Below are 20143 nucleotides of genomic sequence, written 5' to 3'. Positions count from 1 at the left end.
GCCGGCTCAGTTGAGCGCAATCGTCGCCGGCGCAAGGGCGTTCAAGGCCCCGGCACGGTCTGCCAGGTAACGCGCCGGCGGCTGGCCCATCGTCTTGCGGAACATGGTGATAAAGCCGCTGGCGTTCTCATAGCCCAAGTCCAGGGCCACGCGCTGCACACTCTCACCTTTGGCCAGCCGTTGCAGTGACAAGATCACATGCAACTGCCGGCGCCAGCGGCCAAAACTCAGCCCCAGTTCCTCCAGCAACAGGCGCGTCATGCTGCGCTCGCTCATGCCGATGCGCACGGCCCATTGACCGAGCGTGGCCTTGTCCGCCGGTTCGGCCAGCAGGCTATCGGCCAGTCGGCGCAACCGTGGGTCTTGTGGCATCGGCAAGTGCAAGGCTTCGACAGGTGCAGCGGCCAACTCATCCAGCAAGGTGTTGATCAAGCGGCCCTGGGCGCCGCTTTCGTCGTAGAGCAGCGGGAAACTCACCGCCTTGCTGATCAGCTCATGCAACAGCCCTGACACGGCCAGGGTGCAGCATTGCGGGGCCAGGGCGCAGGCGGCGTCGGGATCGATCAACAGGCAATAGACTTCCGCTTCGCCAGACCCGCGTGCCGCATGGGACGTACCGCCGGGAATCCACAGTGCGCATTGCGGTGGCACGATCCAGATACCCGCCTCGATCTCGCAATGGATGACCCCGCGCAGGGTGTACAGCAACTGGCCCTTGCGGTGCGCGTGTTGCGCATGCTCCCAGGTGTCAGACGTGCTGGTGGCGCCCACGGCCACCACCGCGCGGGGGAATAGATCTGCATCCTTGACCATCGAGCGGTCATGCATTTCAAGGCGATGGTGTTTCATACGGGATCGCAGGTTGGCTGAATTGCGAAACAGTCTGGCTATTCTGTGCAATGCCGTCCAGTGGGTGGATCGTTAAAGTGAGAGCCATTCTCAACAAGGAGCTCTGCCATGCGACTCGACAGCACAACATTCCCGGTGGTGAAAATCGTTTTCGACGCGCCCAACGAGGGCGGGCAGGAGGATGCCTTCCTGGTCTTCGAAAACCTGCTGGCCCGCCAGCAACCCTTCCTGCTGCTGCATGAAAAATCCGTGGACGAAAACAACCACGAACACTCCCACGAAGAGCGCAAGCAAGCCTCGATCTGGATGAAGAAAAACAAGCAGGCGCTGCGCACCTACGTCCGAGGCATGATCCAAGTGGAACCCAGCGCTGCACAGCGCCTGGCGCTCAAACCGTTTGCCGTGATGTTCGGCAAGGCCTGGGGCTATCCGCTGCTGGTGGTGGAATCCAAGGACCAGGCCTGGGCGCTGGCGCGGGATGTGCTGGATGAGCGGGTGTCGGATGTGGCGCACTTTTGAACGCCCGCAAGGTCGTGCTGTGACGAGGAGGTTCCCGCTCGCCACAGAGGGGACGGGGGGCTGCACGTTCTGTAGTACGTCACCTGACCTGGGTGTTTCAGGTATCCTCCGCGCCTCGTTTTCCACCGATTCAAAGACAAATGACCGGACAAGACATGCAGGCGATGCTCTCCTCGATCCTCGACGAAGTGCGCCCCCTGATCGGCCTCGGCAAGGTTGCCGACTACATCCCCGCGCTGGCCGACGTGCCGGCCAACCAACTGGGCATCGCCGTTTACGGCAACGATGGCACAGCCTACTGCGCCGGCGACGCCGACACCTTGTTCTCGGTGCAGAGCATTTCCAAGGTGTTCAGCCTGGTGCAAGCCATCGACCACGGCGGTGAAACCATCTGGGAGCGCCTGGGGCATGAGCCTTCCGGACAGCCATTTAACTCCATGGTGCAGCTGGAATTCGAGCGCGGCCGCCCGCGTAACCCGTTCATCAATGCCGGTGCGCTGGTGATCTGCGACATCAACCAGTCGCGCTTTGCCGTGCCGATCTTATCGATGCGCGACTTTGTGCGGCGCCTGTCGGGTAACCCGCAAATCCTGGTCAATAGCATCGTCGCCGAGTCCGAAGCGCAACACGGTGCGCGTAACGCGGCCATGGCCTATCTGATGAAATCGTTCGGCAACTTCCACAATGACGTGGACGCGGTGCTGCACAGCTACTTCAACTACTGCGCGTTGCAGATGAGCTGCCTGGACTTGGCCCGCGCATTCAGCTTCCTCGCCAACGAGGGCATAAGCGCCCACAGCGGCGAGCAGATTTTGACGGCGCGCCAGACCAAGCAGGTCAACTCGATCATGGCCACCAGCGGGCTGTATGACGAGGCGGGCAATTTTGCCTATCGCGTCGGGTTGCCCGGCAAGAGCGGGGTAGGCGGCGGGATTGTCGCAGTGGTGCCGGGGCAGTTCACAGTGTGCGTGTGGTCGCCGGAGTTGAACGCGGCGGGGAATTCGCTGGCGGGGATGAAGGCGTTGGAGTTGTTGAGTGAGCGGATTGGGTGGTCGGTGTTTTGAGAGATCGAATGGGAAGAGCGTAAACACCGGGTCGCACGGTGGGAGTGAGGACACGGGACACACATTGAGGTGAAGTCGGGTCTGCGTTCGACGCTAGAGGTGATCTATGCTAACCGCCATTGATCCGCCCCCGTCCTGAGTCGGAGACCAGCATGTCACGTAAAAAAGTTAAGCCACAGATCACCGAAGCGCAGATTCTTGCTCAAGAATCGAGTATTCCCTCTATTGCAGCCAAGGCATTCAGAGATGCCTACGAGGTTGCCCTTTCCAAGGGCGAATCTGTGCTTGTGGTCCGTGCCGGCCAACTGGTGAAAGTCTCAAATACAGAAACGCTGGTTATCCGCCCCGTGGAAACCTACGGCACTCTCAAGGCGGGTACCCGCTTGAAAACCAAGAAGTCTCTCTTGGATCGACGGTCCACCCAGGCGCAGATTCAAGCTTGAGCACCACCCCCAGGGACCGGATGTTCGCCGGACCGAACGGGAGTGGAAAGAGCACGTTCAACTCGAAAGTTCCGGCTCATTTGTTGGTGAACTACATCAACCCTGATGCAATTGAGTTGAGCATCCGCGAAACGGGAGTGTTTGAACTTGCTGCGTTTGGCCTTGATCAACATGCCAGGCGGGCACTTCTGTTCTTACGCGATCATACGCTACTTTTGAATTTTCCCGACTCTCTCGCCAAGCTGGAAGGGTTAGTCGTGGGCGGCGATCAAATCGCTTTTCCCTCAAGGCAGGTGGACTCCTATATAGCCTCTGCGTTGTCTGACTTTATTCGAGTTTCTTTGATTGAAGAACGGGTGAGTTTTACCTTTGAAACCGTCATGTCAGATAGCAGCAAGATAGAGTTGCTCCGGCAGGCGAAAGCAGCGGGGTATCGGGTATACGTCTACTACGTTGCTACTGCAGATGCCGATATCAACGTTGCGCGGGTTGCGTACAGGGCATCCATCGGGGGGCATGATGTTCCCGCCGACAAAATTCGCTCTCGTTACAAGCGCTCGCTGGAGAATCTCTCCGAGGCTGTTTTGCTTTCAAACAGAGCTTATATCTTTGATAACTCGCAAGACGGTGAGCCTAGTTTCGCTCAGCTGGCGGAAATTACCGAAGGTGAGGATATCGATATCGTTTCGGACACGCAGCCCGCCTGGTTTAAGCAATACGTGATCGATAAGTTGACGTAGAAGGTGAGACTCCTTTTTTACATAACATGCTCATACAACTATGCCTTTCGCGGTTGTACCAACAAGTCGATCATTAAATAGATTGCACCAGCTGTAATTGCGATATCAGCAATATTGAACACGCCAGTGTGCGTCGGCCCAACATTCAGCACCATGTAGTCAACCACATGCCCGTCGCGAAACACGCGGTCAATCAGGTTGGCGATACCGCCCAACGCAATCGCGTACAGCGGCAAGACTTTACGCAGCGGTTGGCTCCAGTTGGAAAGTGACCACCCCATCGCCCATGCCACCACGACCGCCACACCCACGATAAAGATCAGCTGTTTGACCTGCGACGGTAGCGCCGCGCCCAGGCTCAGGAAGGCGCCTGGGTTCAGGCTCAGTTCCAGCGCGAGGTTGAGGGGGCTGGCACCGAATTTGAAGCTGTTGGCTTGCAGTGAAACCAGGGCCAGTAGTTTGACGAGCTGGTCTATGGCAACAAAGGCGATGCCTGCGAAGAGGGCAAAGGTGCGGCTTCGCAGTAGGGACGACGTGCTCAAGCGGTGACTTCCTGTTCCGGGTCGATCGATAAGGCGTCCGAAGATAGCTCAGGCGCCTTATATCGTCTACGTTGATTCGGCAAGCTCTCTCGCCACCGGGGGGGGGGCTCAGGGGCGATCAAGTGTCTGTGTTCCGCCCCTTGGGCCGTCTCTTCGGCACCGGCAAAATCATGCTGGTCTCTCCCTGATACTGCCGATATCTATCACTAAACAACACCACTAGGTCCTTCTCTTCAAAGTAGGCACCGATAAAGAGATAGACCGTCAGGCCCATCGAAAACAGTAAATGCCCGACCGTCATGTCAGGCGTAGCCCAGAAGGCAATCAAGAACCCCAGGTACAGCGGGTGGCGAACGATCTTGTACAGCAGCGGCGTTCTGAATGTCGGCGTGTGCGGTGCCGTGTCGCGCCAACGATCAAAGGCTTGCTTGAGGCCGAACAGTTCGAAGTGGCTGATCAACAATGTTGCCAGCAAGACGATGCCCCAGCCCAGCCAGAACAACCCCGCCAACAAGGCCCTTGCCCAGGCGGCGTCAACGCTCCACACCGTGTGCGGCATAGGTTGCCAAAGCCAAAACATCAACATGAGTACCCAACTGCTGATCAACACATAGGTGGAGCGTTCAACCGCCGGAGGAATGAAAGCGGCCAGCCTGTTCTTGAAGTTTTTACGCGCCATGATGCTGTGTTGCATGCCGAACAGGATGACCAGCAAACCGTTGATCAATGTTGCCAATGACCAATGGATGAAGGGTCCATCGTTGATGGTTTTTGGCACCTTGAAGCCACCCAGAAAACCTATCAGGTATAAAAAGGTGGCCAGGAAAACCAAGTAGCAGACCAGGCTGTATGCCAGCCCGGCCAGCCGCGCCGGGAGGCTGTTCGGGTTCTTTTGCGGGTTCATGGACGATTCCTTTCGCGCATGGTGAATAGGTAAGCCAGTCGAAGTGTAAACTCGACTGGCTAAAGCTAGCAGCCATTGCGTGATCGGCAACCTGTGAAAAATGACAGTGGTATAGATTGTTTGGCGATGGATCTCAGCTGATATTGAGCCGATCCAACAAGCTGTACCACGCCACCCCCGCCCCAATGTAAAACCGCTGCAACCCATGCATCGGCAAACGCTGCAACGGCGTCACCGGGTAGGCAAACTCTGCCTTGCGGTCACACAACCGCTCCGCCAGTTGCTGCCCCAGGCTGGTACACAGCGCAATCCCCCGACCATTACAACCCAGCGCCAACGTGAGGCCTGGCGCAGGTTCGTGGACATGGGGCATGAAGTCCCGCGTGATCGCGATTCGCCCAGCCCAACGGTATTCGAATTCCAATGGCCCCAACTGCGGAAACAGCAGCGCCAACGAACGCTCCAGGTGAGCAAAGTCCGTGGGCGAGGTGGGGTCGTTGAACAGCCCGCGTCCGCCCATCAACAAGCGGCCATGGCTGTCTTTGCGAAAGTACAGCAGCAGCCTTTGTGCGGTAGAGACGGTTTCCTGCCCCGGCAAAATGCTCTCGGCCGCACGCCCCGTCAGAGGCTTGGTCGCGACGATAAAACTGTTGGCCGCCAGGATGCTTTGCGCCATGCCCGGCCATAGGTTGCCGCTGTAGCCGTTGGTGGCGAGCACCACTTGGTCAGCGGTCACCTGCGCACCGGAGGCGGTCTGCAATTGCCAGCCGAACCCCTGACGCTGCAAGCCTGTCACTGCACTTTGCCCATGAATCCTTACACCCGCCGCCAACGCTGCGCCCACCAACCCACGGGCATACGCCAACGGCTGAATCGCACCGGCACGGCCGTCCAGCCAACCGCCGGCAAACGCGTCACTGCCCATGCGTGAAGCCACCGCTGCGGCATCCAGTCGATGTACCGGCACACCACGCCGGGCCCACTGATCTGCCCGCGCATGCAATCCGGCGACGCCTTTTCCGGTGTACGACACCTGCATCCAACCCTTGCGTACCGGGGCGCAATCGATGCCGTGTTTTTCGATCAGCTTGAACACTAGGTCCGCCGAGCTCGATACGGTTGAGATCAACGGCTCGGCGCGTTCCGGTCCATACATCTGCACCAGTTGTTCCGGGTCATATTTGAGGGTGGGGTTGACCTGCCCACCGTTGCGCCCGGACGCACCCCAACCCGGCTCATTGGCTTCCAACACGCAGACGCTCACGCCTCGCTCGGCCAAATGCAGTGCCGTGGACAAGCCGGTATAGCCCGCACCGACAATCGCCACATCGACCTTCACCGATTCACTCAACGCAGGCGTCGGCACCTCCGACGGTGCGGTCGCGGACCACAATGACTTCATGACAGGCTCCGCGTATCGCCAGTGGGATGCAGCACACGGCGCAGAAAGTCCTGGGTGCGTGGATGCTGCGGATTGCCCAGCACCTGCTCCGCCGCGCCGCTTTCGACGATGTAGCCGCCATGCAGGAAGCACACGCGGTCGGCCACTTCGCGGGCAAAGCCCATTTCATGGGTCACCACGATCATGGTCATGCCTTCATCCGCCAGGGTGCGCATCACTGCCAGCACATCGCCCACCAGTTCCGGGTCGAGGGCCGAGGTAGGTTCGTCGAACAACATCGCTTCGGGTTTCATCGCCAGGGCGCGGGCGATGGCTACGCGTTGTTGCTGGCCACCGGAGAGTTGCTCCGGGTAGGCGTCGGCCTTGGCACTCAAGCCGACCTTTTCCAGCAACACCAGGGCTTCCTCGCGGGCTTGTTGCGCAGGTTCGCCTTTGACATACACCGGGCCTTCCATGACGTTTTCCAGCACGGTGCGATGGGGGAACAGGTTGAAGCGCTGGAACACCATGCCCATGCGGCTGCGCAGGGCGTGCACGGTCTTGCTGCCGCGTTGTACGGTTTGGCCGAACACGGTGATGACGCCGCCGTCATAGGCTTCCAGCGCATTGATGCAGCGCAGCAAGGTGGACTTGCCTGAACCCGAAGGGCCGATCAGGCACACCACTTCGCCCTTGGCCACGTCCAGGTCGACGCCGTGCAGCACGCGGTGGCTGCCGTAATGTTTTTGCAGTTGGCGAATTTCGATCATGCTTTTTTCCTCCGGCCCAGGTGCTGTTCCATGCGGCGCAGGCCATACACCAGCGGCAGGCTCATCAGCAGGTAGAGCAGGGCGACCAGGGTGTAGACGGTCATGTTCTGGAAGGTGGACGAGGCGATGAGTTGGCCCTGGCGGGTCATCTCGGCCACGGTGATGGTCGATACCAGGGACGAGTCCTTGAGCATCATCACCAGGGTGTTGCCGTAGGGCGGCAGGGCGATGCGGAACGCCTGCGGCAGGATCACCCGGCGCATCATCAGTGCCGAGCGCATGCCCAAGGCTTCGGCGGCCTCACGCTGGCCCTGTTCGACGGCAATGATCCCGGTGCGGAAGTTCTCGGCCTGGTACGCCGAGTAGGCGATGCCCATGCCGATCACGCCCGCGTAGAACGCGGTGAGGTGCACACCCATGTCCGGCAGCACAAAGTAGATGTAGAACAGCTGCACAATGATCGGCAGGCCACGGATCACGTTGATGATGGTGCTGGCCGTCCACGACAGCGCGCGGATTGGCGACAGCTTGAGCAGCGCCAGCACCAGGCCGATCGCGCTGCTGAGCAGGAACGACAGCACCGTGATCTGGATCGTCACCCAGGCGCCTTGCAGCAGGATCGGCAAGAAGTCCTGGGCGTTTTGCAGGAACTCAGCCGGGTTCATGGGCGCACCAGGGTATCAAGTCCCCACTTCTTGAGGATGCTGTCCAGGGTGCCGTCGGCCTTGATGCTGGCGATAGCGGTGTTCAGGCGCTCCAGGGTTTGTGCGTCACCCTTGCGCACCACCAGGCACACTTCGCCGACATTGGTGGGCTTGTAGTCCGGGGCGAGTTTCACGCCTTTGAACAGCTTCTGGCGGATCTGGTAGGCCACCACCGGCTGGTCGCCCACGGCAGCCTTGATGCGGCCCAGGGACAGGTCGCGGACCATCTCACCGATGGAGTCGTAGGTGCGGATTTCCTTGAAAATACCGAGCTTGTTCAGTTGGTCATAGAAGACGGTGCCGGCTTGCACGCCGACCACTTGGTCCTTGAGTGGCATAAGGTCCGGGTAGGCGGTGTTGTCGTCGGCATTGACGATCAGGCCTTCACCGTAGGCATACACCGGGGCGCTGAAGTCGACCACCTTGGTGCGCTCTTCGGTCTTGAGCATGCCGGCGGAAATGAAGTCCAGCTTGCCCGAGGTGAGTGATGGAATCAGCGCCGCGAAGTTGGTCTGCTCGATCTGGCTGGTGAACCCGCCGGCCTTGCCCACGGCCTCGGCCACATCCACCATCACGCCCTGGATGCTGTTGCTCTTGATGTCGAGAAAGGTAAACGGCGAGCCACTGGCGGTTGCACCGACTTTGTACGAGGACGCACTGTCTGCGTGCGCGGCGCTGACACAAACGGCGGCGCACAGACCGAAGGCAAGGCGGCGAAACAAGGGCGAAAGACTGTTCATCGGGTTACTCCAGAAGGAAAACGGATCGTCAGTACCGCGAGCGGTTATTGATGAAATCGCAAGCTCTGTGCCATTTCGATTGATAAGAATCGATATACGCCATTAAAAGTCTACAAAATGAACTGTTCGTATCGATATGCGATATTTAATGGTCTATTTTTGTGATTTGAGGTAGAAATAACGCCACGCCTGATCGACCTGACCGCGAGTCCGCCATGTCCGAAGAACGCAACAGTCTGCACAACCAATCCCTGGAAAAAGGCCTGTCGGTGCTCAAGGCATTCAGCGCACAGCGCCGCAGCATGAGCCTTGCAGAGGTGGCCGAGGCTGCTGGCATGACCAAAAGCTCGGCCCAGCGCATGGTGTTTACCCTGGAAAGCCTGGGTTACCTTCGGAAACACTCCCGCACACGGCATTACCAACTCACACCTCGGGTGCTGGAGTTGGGTTTTAGTTATCTGGATGCGCATTCGTTGATCGAGGTGGCCAATCCGTTTCTGTCGGAGCTGACGCGATTGACCGGCGAAACGTCATGCCTCACCGAGCCTGCGGGCTACGACATGACCTATATCGCGCGTTTCGTCAGCTCAGGGTTTGTGCCGGTGCACATGCCGATCGGTTCGCGGGTGCCGATGTATTGCACGGCGTCGGGGCGCGCGTATTTGAGCGCGTTGCCGCAGGAGGAGGCGTTGGTGTTGATCGAGAACAGCCAGCGCATTGCCCACACCAGCCAGACGCTGACTGACGTCGAGCAGATTCTGCAATCGTTACAGCAAGTGCGTGAGCAGGGCTATGCAGTGAATGGCCAGGAGCTGTTCCTGGGCGACATGACCATCGGCGCGCCGGTGTTGGGTGCCAATGGCCGGCCGGTGGCGGCGGTGCATGTGGTGGCGCCGACCAGTCGGTGGAGCAGGGCGGATGCGGAGAAGCAGTTGGCGCCGGCGTTGTTGCAGTGTTCGCGAGCATTGAGTAACTCAGCGCGGAATCTGGGGTGATGGCCGGTGTTTGACGCTAGAAAAAACCTCACCTAGGCTCACCCTTCAATCGGTGGCTTTCTTGAGTCATTGCCTCACGCATTTTGTTGGCATGCCGTTCGACCCAGTTAAAGCTGATCCTGTCGGGAACCCGTTCAGGGAAGAGCGCGTCATGGCTATGCTGCTTCAAACAACACAACCACATTCAACTCTGCTGCTGCAAATGCTTGAGAGCGATTTCTCATCCTCCTCAACATTTGCACAGGAGTATCACTTGGCTGCAGGTTTCTGGAACGAAGCACTCCTGGACCCGGCACGCACATTTTTCCGTACGCCTGGTAAAGGATTTCGTGCGTCTCTGGTGAATCTCGGCTGGCACCTGGCAGGGCGCGAGGAGTGCGCACCTCCAGAACTGGCAATTATCCTTGAGGCACTCCACGGCGGTTCGCTGATCGTGGATGACATTGAAGACAACTCATCCTGGCGACGTGGCAAACCAGCGTTGCACGTTACCCATGGGCTGCCGCTGGCGTTGAATACCGGCAATTGGCTGTATTTCTGGGCGCTCAGCCTGATACAGCGTTTGGGCCTGCCCGGCGCCGTAGAGCTGAAGGTATCCCGCGCAGTGTCGTCGACGTTGCTTCACTGCCACTCGGGGCAGGCATTGGATCTATCTGTACGCTTGACCGACTTGGAACAAGCAGAAGTGCTTTCGGTTGTATCCGTGATCTCAGGTTTGAAAACAGGACGACTGATGGCCTTGGCTGCGTCGTTGGGTGCCATTGCGGCAGGAGGGTCGAAATCCCTTATCGAGAGCCTGACAGTGTATGGACAGCAGGTGGGTGTGGCGCTGCAGATGTTGGATGATCTGGGTAACTTCGGTGAGCAGCTCGACCCCATCAAGCGATATGAAGATTTACGCAATGATCGGCCCTCTTGGGTGTGGGCGTGGCTGGCGGAGGACTTGAGTTGCTGTTATTTCAACTCATTGAAGAAAAAGGCCCAAGCTGTTGTCGAGCCGTATGAAGTGCAGTCGCTGGCAGATGACATTTGCCAAGCACTGGGCGCTCGAGGGACTCAACGAAGTAATAATATTCTGGATCAGTCGTTTCGAGAGCTTTGTATCAAGGCGGGACCGCATCAGGGACTTGATGAAGCTCGACAGCAATTGACGCAACTCAGGGCGAGTTTCATCGGGTCTACAAGAGTGTGGTCTGATCATGAGTGACTCGTTCATCCTTGAGAAAGCACAGCAGTGGCTGCGTGATCCTTGCGAAGTACGTCGTTTACGTACGCACTTTATACGTGCGGGCTCAAGAGCGGATATATGGAGTGCCGCCGCGATGGGGTTGACGGATGCCAGCGTCCAGTCAATCTTCGCCTCCATGAACAGCGGGAAGGTGATTGTGGGGAGCGACAGTGCACTGACCTACTTGGTTGGCCTTCCTGTATACGTGCCATATGCGTCGCACCGTATAGAACACAGTGCGCAGGGGGGCGCGTATTTTGATCAGTTGTTGGCATTGACTGACGAGAAATCACTTTGCAAGACGGTATCGACGGGCGCAATTGCGGCGATGACATTGATCGCGGGAGCCAGTTTATGGCACGCATCTAAGGGAGTGAGTGAACAGAGCCGTCGCATTGCCAGTGGCCTGGCTGCTATTGCGCGCCCTGCACCAAAAAAGGGTTTGGAGGTTCCACGGTTATTCAGCGCCTACCGCACTGTTGCTCCCGGTTTGAAAGCGCAGGATATGCCCGCAATGATCATTCGCGACTTCTGCGCCAGTACATTTGCATGGCAGTGCATTCGCAGCCCGGACGCACGTATTCATGATCTATGTGGCTCATTGCTGGTGCTCACGACGGCCGTCGATTATGTGGGGGCCGCCGATGATCCCGGGGCGAAGCGGGCGGCCTACAGATTGGCTGCCAGCGATGGCTTTACGCACTTGGGTGGGGATTCTGTCAGGCAGGCTTTGCAGGACATGGTTACGGCTTGTGCCTTTATGAAAACCAAGGATGTGCTGGTCGCAGCTTCAAGGCATTGGGGGGAATTGGGCGGCTTTGTCGAAGCGGCAGGCGGAGGGATAACACCTGATGAATTTATCTTGGCGCGTTGGTGGGATGCGGCGATGAGCCCTTATCACCGTATGGTAATGAACTCTGACGGCTATGATTATTTGATGAACGAAGCGGGCGCTTTCGATTCATTTGCGCGATGCGCCACCGTCCAACGAGCTATCGATAATCTGATTCGCTACAGCGAAGTGGTGGATTTCGTTGCAGATTATTCGAACGAAGAGTTCTTCAATGAGGCATTTGTTGCGTTGTCGATGGGGGGCGTCAAGGCGTTGCGTGGTTATGGCACAAGCCTTTCCTGCGTAACTGATGAGCTATTGCGTTGCGATTGTGGCGAACCAGGACATGATGAGGCAGCGGAGATGTCCATGGGTGGATGTCTTTGGTATCTGCTATTGCCACGCTATCAAGCGTGGAGGCAGTTACGCGCGTTCAGTGCTGGTGAAGAAGGCCTTGCCAGTGCATTTACACTGCCGCCTGCGGGGCGCCGATTACAGTTTGCGACGCAGATACTGTTGCCGGGCAAGCTCCTTCATGGTGTCTCCTGGCAGCCACTCTGGCGAGTTATGCCATCGACAGAACGTCCCATCCTGATTGCAGAACTGACGCGTCGGATTGTCAGGCGTTGCCTACTAATCGATGTGTGGCGGCGTGAATGTCATGATTCGCTGACTGCTATTGCACAGCCATTGTTGCAGCAATGCGATACGCTCGAAGACAGCGCTGATCTACGCGCGCTGTTTTCACACTGGCATGCGCTGTTTGATGCTTGCCTGCAGCTGAGTGGTACGCGCGTTGATTCTCATCAGTCACTTATTGATCCCTTTAAATCCGTTCTGGCACGACTTTGGGGATGTATTGTCGCTTGTGATGAACTAGCTGGCGTTGATACTGAGCAGTTGTATGTTGATTGTGATGCGGCGGTTCGGCGTAGCTACACGTTACCTGTGGAGGTGGGGTTGATAGTCAGGCGTGCATTCTTCGGCATAGCAACCAGTGCCGTGGAATTGGCGGGTTTCAATCCTTATGCGCGTCTGACGGATGGCATTGCGAGCCAATGTGAAGCGTCTGGCGATGAGTGACGTGGCAGAACCGGGGGCTGTTCATGCAAAAAGCGCCCTGGAGGGCGCTTTTTTTGGTTAACGATTACGATCAGGCAATCGCATCCCAAGCCCGATCACCGTTCTCGTCTTTGATCCGAGTCGGCAACCCCATCACATCCAGCGCTTTCAGGAACGGCTCGGCCGGCAGTTCCTCGACGTTGGCCATGTGCTTCACATCCCATTCGCCACGGGCAACCAGCAGCGCAGCGGCCACTGGTGGCACGCCTGCGGTGTAGGAGATGCCCTGGCTGTCGGTTTCGGCAAAGGCTTCTTCATGGCAGGCCACGTTGTAGATGAACATCTCGTGGGGCTGGCCATTTTTGGTGCCTTTGACCAGGTCACCGATGCAGGTCTTGCCGGTGTAGCCGGGGGCGAGCGAAGACGGGTCGGGCAGCACGGCCTTGACCAGTTTCAACGGCACGACTTCCAGGCCTTCGGCGGTGGTGACCGGCTTTTCGGAGAGCAGGCCGAGGTTTTTCAGCACGGTGAACACGTTGATGTAGTGTTCGCCGAAGCTCATCCAGAAACGCACGTTGGGCACGTCGAGGTTTTTCGACAGCGAGTGCACTTCATCGTGGCCGGTGAGGTAGAGGTTCTGCGAACCGACGACCGGCAGGTCGTCGGTGCGTTTGACTTCGAACATGGTGTTGCTGGTCCACTGGCTGTTCTGCCAGCTCCACACCTGTCCGGTGAACTCGCGGAAGTTGATTTCCGGGTCGAAGTTGGTGGCGAAGTATTTGCCATGGGAGCCGGCATTGACGTCGAGGATGTCGATCGAATCAATACGGTCGAAATGCTGTTGCTGCGCCAGCGCGGCGTACGCGTTGACGACACCCGGGTCGAAGCCCACGCCAAGGATGGCGGTGATGTTCTTCTGTTTGCACTCTTCCAGGTGGTTCCATTCGTAGTTGCCGTACCACGGCGGGGTCTCGCAGACCTTGCCCGGCTCTTCGTGGATGGCGGTGTCGAGGTAGGCAACGCCCGTATCGATGCAGGCGCGCAGCACCGACATGTTGAGGAACGCGGAACCTACGTTGATAACGATCTGCGAGTCGGTCTCGCGGATCAGGGCCTTGGTCGCTTCCACGTCCAGGGCGTTCAGCGCGAAGGCTTGGATGTCGGCGGGAACCTTGAGGCTACCCTTGGCCTTGACGCTGTCGATGATGGCCTGGCATTTGGAGATGTTGCGCGACGCGATAGCAATACGACCGAGTTCGTCGTTGTGCTGCGCGCACTTGTGGGCCACCACCTTGGCGACACCTCCTGCACCAATGATAAGAACGTTCTTTTTCAATTGCTTTATCTCTCCTTTATCCGCCAGCTTACGAAAGGCTGGACAGGTAGTCGTCGTAACCAAATTCACGAACCACCTCGACTGTACCGTCGAGTTGTTTCACTACGATGGACGGCATTTTCAGGCCGTTGAACCAGTTTTTCTTGACCATGGTGTAGCCTGCGGTGTCGATGAACGACAGCCGATCGCCGATGGCCAGCGGACGATCAAATTGATACTCGCCGAAGATATCCCCGGCCAGGCAGGATTTGCCGCACACCATGAAGGTGTGTTCACCGTCGCTTGGCGCCAGCTTGGCGTTGAGGCGATAGATCAGCAGGTCCAGCAGGTGGGCTTCGATGGAGCTGTCTACCACGGCGAGGTGCTTGCCGTTGTAGAGGGTGTCGAGCACGGTGACTTCCAGGGAGGCGCTATTGGTGATCGCCGCTTCGCCGGGTTCCAGGTACACCTGCACGCCGTACTTTTCGGAGAACGCCTTCAGGCGTGCGCAGAACGCGTCCACCGCATAGTCTTCACCGGTGAAGTGGATGCCGCCGCCGAGGCTGACCCACTCGACCTTGTGCAGCAGCGCGCCGAAGCGTTCTTCGATGGTGCCGAGCATCTTGTCGAACAGGCTGAAATCGCCGTTCTCGCAGTTGTTGTGGAACATGAAGCCGGAGATCTGCTCGATCACGCCTTCGATCTTCACCGGGTCCCATTCGCCCAAGCGGCTGAACGGGCGCGCCGGGTCGGCCAGCAGGTAGTCGGAGCTGCTCACCTGCGGGTTGACGCGCAGGCCACGGGTCTTGCCTTCGGAACGTTCGGCAAAGCGTTGCAGCTGGCTGATCGAGTTGAAGATGATCTTGTCGCAGTTGTCCAGCATCTCTTCGATTTCATCGTCGGCCCAGGCCACGCTGTAGGCGTGTGCCTCGCCTTCGAACTTCTGGCGACCGAGCTTGAGCTCATACAACGACGACGAGGTGGTGCCGTCCATGTATTGCTGCATCAGGTCGAACACCGACCAGGTGGCAAAGCACTTGAGCGCCAGCAACGCCTTGGCGCCGGACTGCTCGCGCACGTAAGCAATCTTCTGCATGTTGACCAGAAGCTTCTGTTTATCGATGAGGTAGTACGGCGTTTTGATCATTTTTGAGAGCCTGCGGCGGTGCCTGCCAAAAAAGGACACGCATTGTGCCCGCACTTGGATCGAATCGAAAGGTTAGTGGGCGGATTTTGCTGCCCTGGGTTTCAATGATACCCGCTGAGTATGACCATCTATGGGCATACCCCGGATCAATGGGTAGCAAGCCAGGTGCCATCAAACTGTCATCTCCTTACCGCCGAACTGCCACATTCCCCCGCTACTGTCCTCGCCAATGAGATCGATCTCAAGCGAGTGACAATGACTGACCTGAAAGACGTAGCCCGGCTGGCGGGCGTATCCCGCGCCACCGCCGCCCGCACTTTTGCTTCCCCCGACCAGGTGCGCCCGACCACCCGTGAGCAAGTGTTCGCCGCCGCCCGTGAGTTGGGTTTTCGCCCCAATCTGCTGGGCCGCCAGCTGCGCCTGCAAACCACCCAGTTGATCGGCGTAGTGGTGCCCAACCTGCTCAACCCGGTGTTTGCCGAACAGTTCCAGGCCATGGAGCGCGCCGCTCGGGCGCGCGGCTACAGCCTGTTGCTGGCGACCACCGATTACAGCAGCGAGCGCGAATGCATCGTGGTGGAAGAACTGTTGCGCCAGCGCGTCGATGGCCTGGTGCTGACGGTCACCGATGCCGAGAGCAACAGCGTGCTCAGCAGCTTGAACACCGAGCAAACCCCGTTCGTGCTGGCTTATCACCAACCGAGCAATCCCAACTACAGCGCCGTGTCGGTGGACAACCGCGCAGGCATGGCGCTGGCCACGCGTTACCTGCTGGAAGCCGGGCATCGGCGCATCGGCATGGTCGCCGGTCCTGCGTTGCAATCCGACCGTGCCCGTCTGCGCTACGCCGGTTATTGCGACGCCATGCGCGAATACAGCCTGGAACCCCGCGCGGTGATCGAAATGCCGGCCCACACCCAAGCCGAATTCGCCGCTATCGAACCCTTTTTGCGAGGCGACAAGGCCCCGACTGCATTGGTGTGCTCCAACGATTTCCTGGCGATCAGCCTGATCGCCGAACTGCGTCGCAACGCCTGGAACGTGCCCGAGCAATTGTCGGTGATGGGCTTCGACGGCATCAGCCTCGGCACCCAGATGCACCCGACCCTGTGCAGCGTGGTGCAGCCCATCGCCTTGCTGGCCAGCACCGTGATTGACCAACTGCTGGCGCAGATCGCCGGCAACGCCCCGACGTCCCATTGCCTGCCTTGCCATATCCGGCCGGGCGACAGTACTCAACCCCACGAGGAAACCCTTGATGCGCGCACTCAGTAAAACCCTGGCAGCCGTGCTGCTGTGCGGTGCGGCCAGCCTGGCCCAGGCCGCCGAAACCGCGATCTGCTACAACTGCCCGCCGGACTGGGCCGACTGGGGCACCCAGCTCAAGGCCATCGCCGCCAGCACCGGCGTGCAAGTACCGCTGGACAACAAGAACTCCGGCCAGTCCCTGGCGCAGTTGGTGGCGGAAAAAGCCGCGCCGGTGGCCGACGTCGTGTACTACGGCGTGACCTTCGGCCTGCAGGCACAAAAAGCCGAGGTGGTCGACACCTATAAACCCAAGGCCTGGGAGCAGATTCCCGCTGGCTTGAAAGATCCGGCCGGCCATTGGTTCGCGATCCACTCCGGTACCTTGGGCATCATGGTCAATGTTGATGCGCTGGGTGGTTTGCCGGTGCCGCAAAGCTGGGCCGACCTGCTCAAGCCGGAATACAAAGGCATGGTCGGTTACCTCGACCCGTCCAGCGCCTTCGTCGGCTACGTGTCGGCCGTGGCGATCAACCGCGCCCTGGGCGGCGACCTGGACAACTTCGCACCGGCCATCGACTACTTCCAGAAGTTGGCGAAGAACGCGCCCATCGTGCCCAAGCAAACCGCCTATGCGCGGGTGCTGTCCGGTGAGTTGCCGATCCTGGTGGACTACGACTTCAACGCCTACCGCGCGCGCTACAAAGATAAGGCCAACGTCGCCTTCGTGATCCCGAAGGAAGGCAGCATCAGCGTGCCCTACGTGATGAGCCTGGTGGCCAACGCACCGCACCGCGCCAATGCGCAAAAGGTCCTCGACTTCGTGCTGTCGGACGAAGGCCAGGCACTCTGGGCCAAGGCCTACCTGCGCCCGGTGCGCCCAATGAAAATGCCGGCTGACGTGGCCGCCCAGTTTCTGCCTGACAGCGACTACGCCCGCGCCGGGGTGGTGGACTACGAAAAAATGGCCGCTGTGCAGGAAGCCTTCGCCGCCCGTTACCTGAACGAGGTCAAGTAAGTGGCAGCATCGGCAAAACATGCCGCCTGGGCACTGGCCCCGGCCTTTGCGGTGCTGCTCGCCTTTTGGCTGCTGCCGCTGGCGCACTTGATGGTGCTCGGCGCCGAGAGTCGCGACAGCAACGGCAGCGGTTACTGGCAGGTGCTCAGCAGCGCGCAGTACCTGGGTAGCCTTGGGCAAACGCTGGTGCTGGCCGTGGTGGTGACGCTGGTGGCGCTGGTGATCGGCGGCATCAGCGGCGTGTTCCTCGCCCGGCACCAGTTTTTCGGGCGCTCGGCGCTGGTGGCGTTGCTCACCTTTCCGTTGGCCTTTCCCGGTGTGGTGGTGGGCTTTCTGGTGATTCTGCTGGCCGGTCGCCAAGGCCTGCTGGCCTCACTGGGCCTGCAACTGGCTGGCGAGCGCTGGATCTTTGCCTACTCGCTGGCGGGGCTGTTCGTGGGCTACCTGTACTTCTCGATTCCACGGGTGATCCTCACGGTGATGGCCGCGTGCGAGAGCCTTGATCGCAGCCTGGAAGAAGCCGCGCACTCCCTGGGTGCCGGGCATTGGCGCGTGGTGTGTGACGTGATCGTGCCGGGCCTGGCACCCGCGTTGGCGTCCTGCGGGGCGATCTGTTTTGCCACGTCCATGGGCGCCTTCGGCACGGCGTTTACCTTGGGCACGCGACTGAATGTCACCCCGGTGGCGATCTACAACGTATTCACCAACTACGCCAACTTTGCCGTCGCCGCTGCGCTGTCGGTGGTGCTGGGCGGGGTGACCTGGGCGGTGTTGCTGCTGACCCGGCGCCTGGTGAAAAACGCGGGGACTGTGCTGTGAAACGTTCATCGCTGTTTGTGCTGCAACTGCTGTTTACCCTGCTGGTGTGCGCCTTCATGTTGGTGCCGGTGGTGATGTCGTTGCTGGCGGGTTTGACCCGCAACTTCTTCGTCGGTCTGTCCAGTGGCTTGACCTTCGATTGGTTGATCCAGGTGTGGCAGGCCTATTCGCCGACTGTGTGGTTGTCGCTGCAATTGGCGCTGGCCTGCGCGGTGTGTGTCTGCGTGATTGGCGTGCCGGCCGCCTACGCCCTGGTGCGGATGAACAACCGCTTCAGCCGCGCCTTCGAAGAGTTGATGGTGCTGCCCGTGGCGATGCCGGGGTTGGCCAGTGCGTTGGCGTTGCTGCTCACCTACGGCCAGTTCGGCAGCTTTCGCAGCAGTTGGCTGTTCATCCTGGTCGGGCATGTGCTGTTCACCTTGCCATTCCTGGTACGCCCGGTGATGGCGGTGATGCAACGCCAGCAACTGCCGGTGCTGGAAGAGGCGGCGGCCAGCTTGGGCGCCGGTCCGATCAAGCGCTTTTTCAGTGTGGTGGTGCCTAACTGCCGCGCGGGAATCCTGGCCGGCGTGCTGATGGTGGTGACCTTGTCCCTGGGTGAATTCAACCTGACCTGGATGCTTCACACCCCCATGACCAAGACCCTGCCCGTGGGCCTGGCCGACAGCTACGCCTCGGCGCGCCTGGAGATCGCCAGCGCCTACACCCTTATCTTTTTGCTGATGATCGTGCCGCTGCTGATTGCGTTGCAGGCCATCAGTGCCCGTTTGTCCCGTGGAGAGCGTCGATGACCGCTATCACTATCCGCCTGCAAGGCTGTCGCAAGGCGTTCGCCGACGGCACCGTGGCCGTGCATGACTTGAACCTGACCGTCGAGGGCGGCGAAACCCTGGCGATTCTCGGGCCGTCCGGCTGTGGCAAGACCACCACCTTGCGCCTGATCGCCGGCCTGGAGCGCCCGGATGTGGGCCAGGTGTTGTTCGGTGACCAGGACGTGACGCGCCTGCCCATCGAGCGCCGCGACGTGGGCATGGTGTTCCAGAACTACGCGCTGTTTCCCAACCTGGATGTGGCGGGAAATATCGTCTACGGCTTGAAGATTCGCGGGATGTCGGTGCCTGAACGCAACAAGCGCTGCGACGAGTTGCTGGAGCTGGTGGGCTTGCAGCATCACGGCAAGCGCAGCATCCACGAACTCTCCGGCGGCCAGCGCCAGCGCGTGGCATTGGCCCGTGCCTTGGCGCCGCGTCCGAAAGTGCTGTTGCTGGACGAACCCCTGGCGGCCCTCGACGCGCAATTGCGCGAACGCCTGCGCAGCGAACTGAATGACCTGCTGCGCGGCCTCGGCATCACCTCGGTGTTCGTCACCCACGACCAGGGCGAAGCCATGGCCCTGGGCGACCGCATCCTGGTCATGGAGCACGGCCGTGTCGCGCAACTGGCCAGCCCGCGTGACATCTACCAGAAACCTGCCAACGCCTTCGTCGCGGGCTTCGTCGGCAACCTCAATGCCTTCGAGGTAATCGAGCTGTCGGCCCATGGCTTGAAAGTCCACGGCGGCGAGTTGCCGTGGCAGGCCGCCGAGCGGCCCAGCACGGTCTATTGCCGCCCGGAGCACCTGAAGGTGATGGAGGGAGAAGGGCACCTGCACGGCCGTCTGTTGGCGCAGTTTTTCCAGGGCGCACAAAGCCGCCTGCTGGTGGATGTGGGCGGCCAGCAACCGCTGCTGGTCGACAGCAGCGACAACCAGCTGTACGCCGTCGGCGCGCCAATCGCCCTGGCGATTGCGCCGCACATGTTGTTCACCCTGAATGCTTGAGAATCTA

21 protein-coding genes are annotated in these 20143 nt (G+C 59.6%); 12 read left to right on the top strand and 9 right to left on the bottom strand.

Features of this window, described 5'->3' with window-relative positions; translation table 11 throughout:
* Positions 1–6: 6 nt before the first annotated feature.
* Positions 7–849 carry an AraC family transcriptional regulator gene (locus AYR47_RS25035; protein WP_033896727.1) on the bottom strand — a complete coding sequence of 281 codons (843 nt, stop codon included), beginning with the start codon at positions 847–849 and terminating at the stop codon, positions 7–9.
* A 108-nt stretch (positions 850–957) separates the two neighbouring features.
* Between AYR47_RS25035 and AYR47_RS25030 the strand changes: the two genes are divergently transcribed.
* The 4 genes from AYR47_RS25030 (at position 958) to AYR47_RS25015 (ending at position 3615) form a co-directional block, all read left to right on the top strand.
* Positions 958–1368 (top strand): hypothetical protein, encoded by a 411-nt coding sequence (locus AYR47_RS25030; protein WP_033896726.1) that lies wholly within the window; start codon positions 958–960, stop codon positions 1366–1368.
* Between the two features lie 155 nt (positions 1369–1523).
* Complete coding sequence (gene glsB, locus AYR47_RS25025) at positions 1524–2432, top strand: glutaminase B (protein ID WP_033896725.1); 909 nt, start codon at positions 1524–1526, stop codon at positions 2430–2432.
* A gap of 152 nt (positions 2433–2584) precedes the next feature.
* Positions 2585–2875, top strand: coding sequence for a hypothetical protein (locus tag AYR47_RS25020; RefSeq protein WP_028616556.1), 291 nt, complete (start codon positions 2585–2587; stop codon positions 2873–2875).
* On the top strand, positions 2872–3615 hold the full coding sequence (locus AYR47_RS25015) for a zeta toxin family protein (RefSeq protein WP_237142504.1): 744 nt from the start codon (positions 2872–2874) through the stop codon (positions 3613–3615). The genes AYR47_RS25020 and AYR47_RS25015 overlap by 4 nt, the downstream gene beginning before the upstream one ends.
* 38 nt (positions 3616–3653) lie before the next feature.
* On the opposite strand, the gene AYR47_RS25010 is transcribed toward AYR47_RS25015, so the two are convergent.
* From AYR47_RS25010 to AYR47_RS24985, 6 genes are all read right to left on the bottom strand, one after another.
* The gene (locus AYR47_RS25010) at positions 3654–4157 is read right to left on the bottom strand and encodes a signal peptidase II (RefSeq protein ID WP_033896723.1); all 504 of its coding nucleotides are present in this window, start codon (positions 4155–4157) and stop codon (positions 3654–3656) included.
* A gap of 118 nt (positions 4158–4275) precedes the next feature.
* Complete coding sequence (mddA, locus tag AYR47_RS25005) at positions 4276–5061, bottom strand: methanethiol S-methyltransferase (protein ID WP_061448866.1); 786 nt, start codon at positions 5059–5061, stop codon at positions 4276–4278.
* A 133-nt stretch (positions 5062–5194) separates the two neighbouring features.
* The gene (locus AYR47_RS25000; protein WP_061448865.1) at positions 5195–6463 is read right to left on the bottom strand and encodes an NAD(P)/FAD-dependent oxidoreductase; all 1269 of its coding nucleotides are present in this window, start codon (positions 6461–6463) and stop codon (positions 5195–5197) included.
* Positions 6460–7212 carry an amino acid ABC transporter ATP-binding protein gene (locus AYR47_RS24995; RefSeq protein WP_038846955.1) on the bottom strand — a complete coding sequence of 251 codons (753 nt, stop codon included), beginning with the start codon at positions 7210–7212 and terminating at the stop codon, positions 6460–6462. Before AYR47_RS24995 ends, AYR47_RS25000 begins: the two co-directional genes overlap by 4 nt.
* Positions 7209–7877: an amino acid ABC transporter permease gene (locus AYR47_RS24990; protein ID WP_034106261.1), complete on the bottom strand. Its 669-nt coding sequence runs from the start codon at positions 7875–7877 to the stop codon at positions 7209–7211. The genes AYR47_RS24995 and AYR47_RS24990 overlap by 4 nt, the downstream gene beginning before the upstream one ends.
* A complete protein-coding gene (locus tag AYR47_RS24985) occupies positions 7874–8656 on the bottom strand; it encodes an ABC transporter substrate-binding protein (RefSeq protein WP_061448864.1) in 783 nt (260 codons plus the stop codon). The genes AYR47_RS24990 and AYR47_RS24985 overlap by 4 nt, the downstream gene beginning before the upstream one ends.
* A 215-nt stretch (positions 8657–8871) precedes the next feature.
* Here AYR47_RS24985 and AYR47_RS24980 point away from each other — a divergent pair, with 215 nt between their 5' ends.
* The 3 genes from AYR47_RS24980 (at position 8872) to AYR47_RS24970 (ending at position 12794) form a co-directional block, all read left to right on the top strand.
* Positions 8872–9651, top strand: a complete 780-nt coding sequence (locus tag AYR47_RS24980; RefSeq protein ID WP_061448863.1) for an IclR family transcriptional regulator — start codon at positions 8872–8874, stop codon at positions 9649–9651.
* A 151-nt stretch (positions 9652–9802) separates the two neighbouring features.
* A complete protein-coding gene (locus AYR47_RS24975; RefSeq protein ID WP_167351268.1) occupies positions 9803–10858 on the top strand; it encodes a polyprenyl synthetase family protein in 1056 nt (351 codons plus the stop codon).
* Positions 10851–12794, top strand: a complete 1944-nt coding sequence (locus AYR47_RS24970) for a hypothetical protein (protein WP_156487828.1) — start codon at positions 10851–10853, stop codon at positions 12792–12794. The genes AYR47_RS24975 and AYR47_RS24970 overlap by 8 nt, the downstream gene beginning before the upstream one ends.
* Positions 12795–12864: 70 nt before the next feature.
* On the opposite strand, the gene AYR47_RS24965 is transcribed toward AYR47_RS24970, so the two are convergent.
* Positions 12865–14109: a saccharopine dehydrogenase family protein gene (locus tag AYR47_RS24965; RefSeq protein WP_033896713.1), complete on the bottom strand. Its 1245-nt coding sequence runs from the start codon at positions 14107–14109 to the stop codon at positions 12865–12867.
* 28 nt (positions 14110–14137) lie between these two features.
* A complete protein-coding gene (locus AYR47_RS24960; protein ID WP_028616547.1) occupies positions 14138–15235 on the bottom strand; it encodes a carboxynorspermidine decarboxylase in 1098 nt (365 codons plus the stop codon).
* 255 nt (positions 15236–15490) lie between these two features.
* Here AYR47_RS24960 and AYR47_RS24955 point away from each other — a divergent pair, with 255 nt between their 5' ends.
* The 5 genes from AYR47_RS24955 to AYR47_RS24935 are packed head-to-tail and all read left to right on the top strand — an operon-like array spanning position 15491 to position 20136.
* Positions 15491–16510 carry a LacI family DNA-binding transcriptional regulator gene (locus tag AYR47_RS24955; RefSeq protein ID WP_061448860.1) on the top strand — a complete coding sequence of 340 codons (1020 nt, stop codon included), beginning with the start codon at positions 15491–15493 and terminating at the stop codon, positions 16508–16510.
* Entirely contained in the window at positions 16494–17498 is a 1005-nt protein-coding gene (locus AYR47_RS24950) for an ABC transporter substrate-binding protein (RefSeq protein WP_033896710.1), read from the top strand. Before AYR47_RS24955 ends, AYR47_RS24950 begins: the two co-directional genes overlap by 17 nt.
* The gene (locus tag AYR47_RS24945; protein ID WP_033896709.1) at positions 17499–18317 is read left to right on the top strand and encodes an ABC transporter permease; all 819 of its coding nucleotides are present in this window, start codon (positions 17499–17501) and stop codon (positions 18315–18317) included.
* Positions 18314–19108, top strand: coding sequence for an ABC transporter permease (locus AYR47_RS24940; protein WP_033896708.1), 795 nt, complete (start codon positions 18314–18316; stop codon positions 19106–19108). Before AYR47_RS24945 ends, AYR47_RS24940 begins: the two co-directional genes overlap by 4 nt.
* Complete coding sequence (locus tag AYR47_RS24935; RefSeq protein ID WP_033896707.1) at positions 19105–20136, top strand: ABC transporter ATP-binding protein; 1032 nt, start codon at positions 19105–19107, stop codon at positions 20134–20136. The genes AYR47_RS24940 and AYR47_RS24935 overlap by 4 nt, the downstream gene beginning before the upstream one ends.
* The last annotated feature ends 7 nt before the right edge of the window (positions 20137–20143 follow it).

Origin of the sequence: Pseudomonas azotoformans (assembly GCF_001579805.1) — a bacterium.
GTDB classification, from domain to species: domain Bacteria; phylum Pseudomonadota; class Gammaproteobacteria; order Pseudomonadales; family Pseudomonadaceae; genus Aquipseudomonas; species Aquipseudomonas azotoformans_A.
Note: the sequence above shows the minus strand (reverse complement) of the source record. Positions and strands in the feature narration are given on the sequence as shown.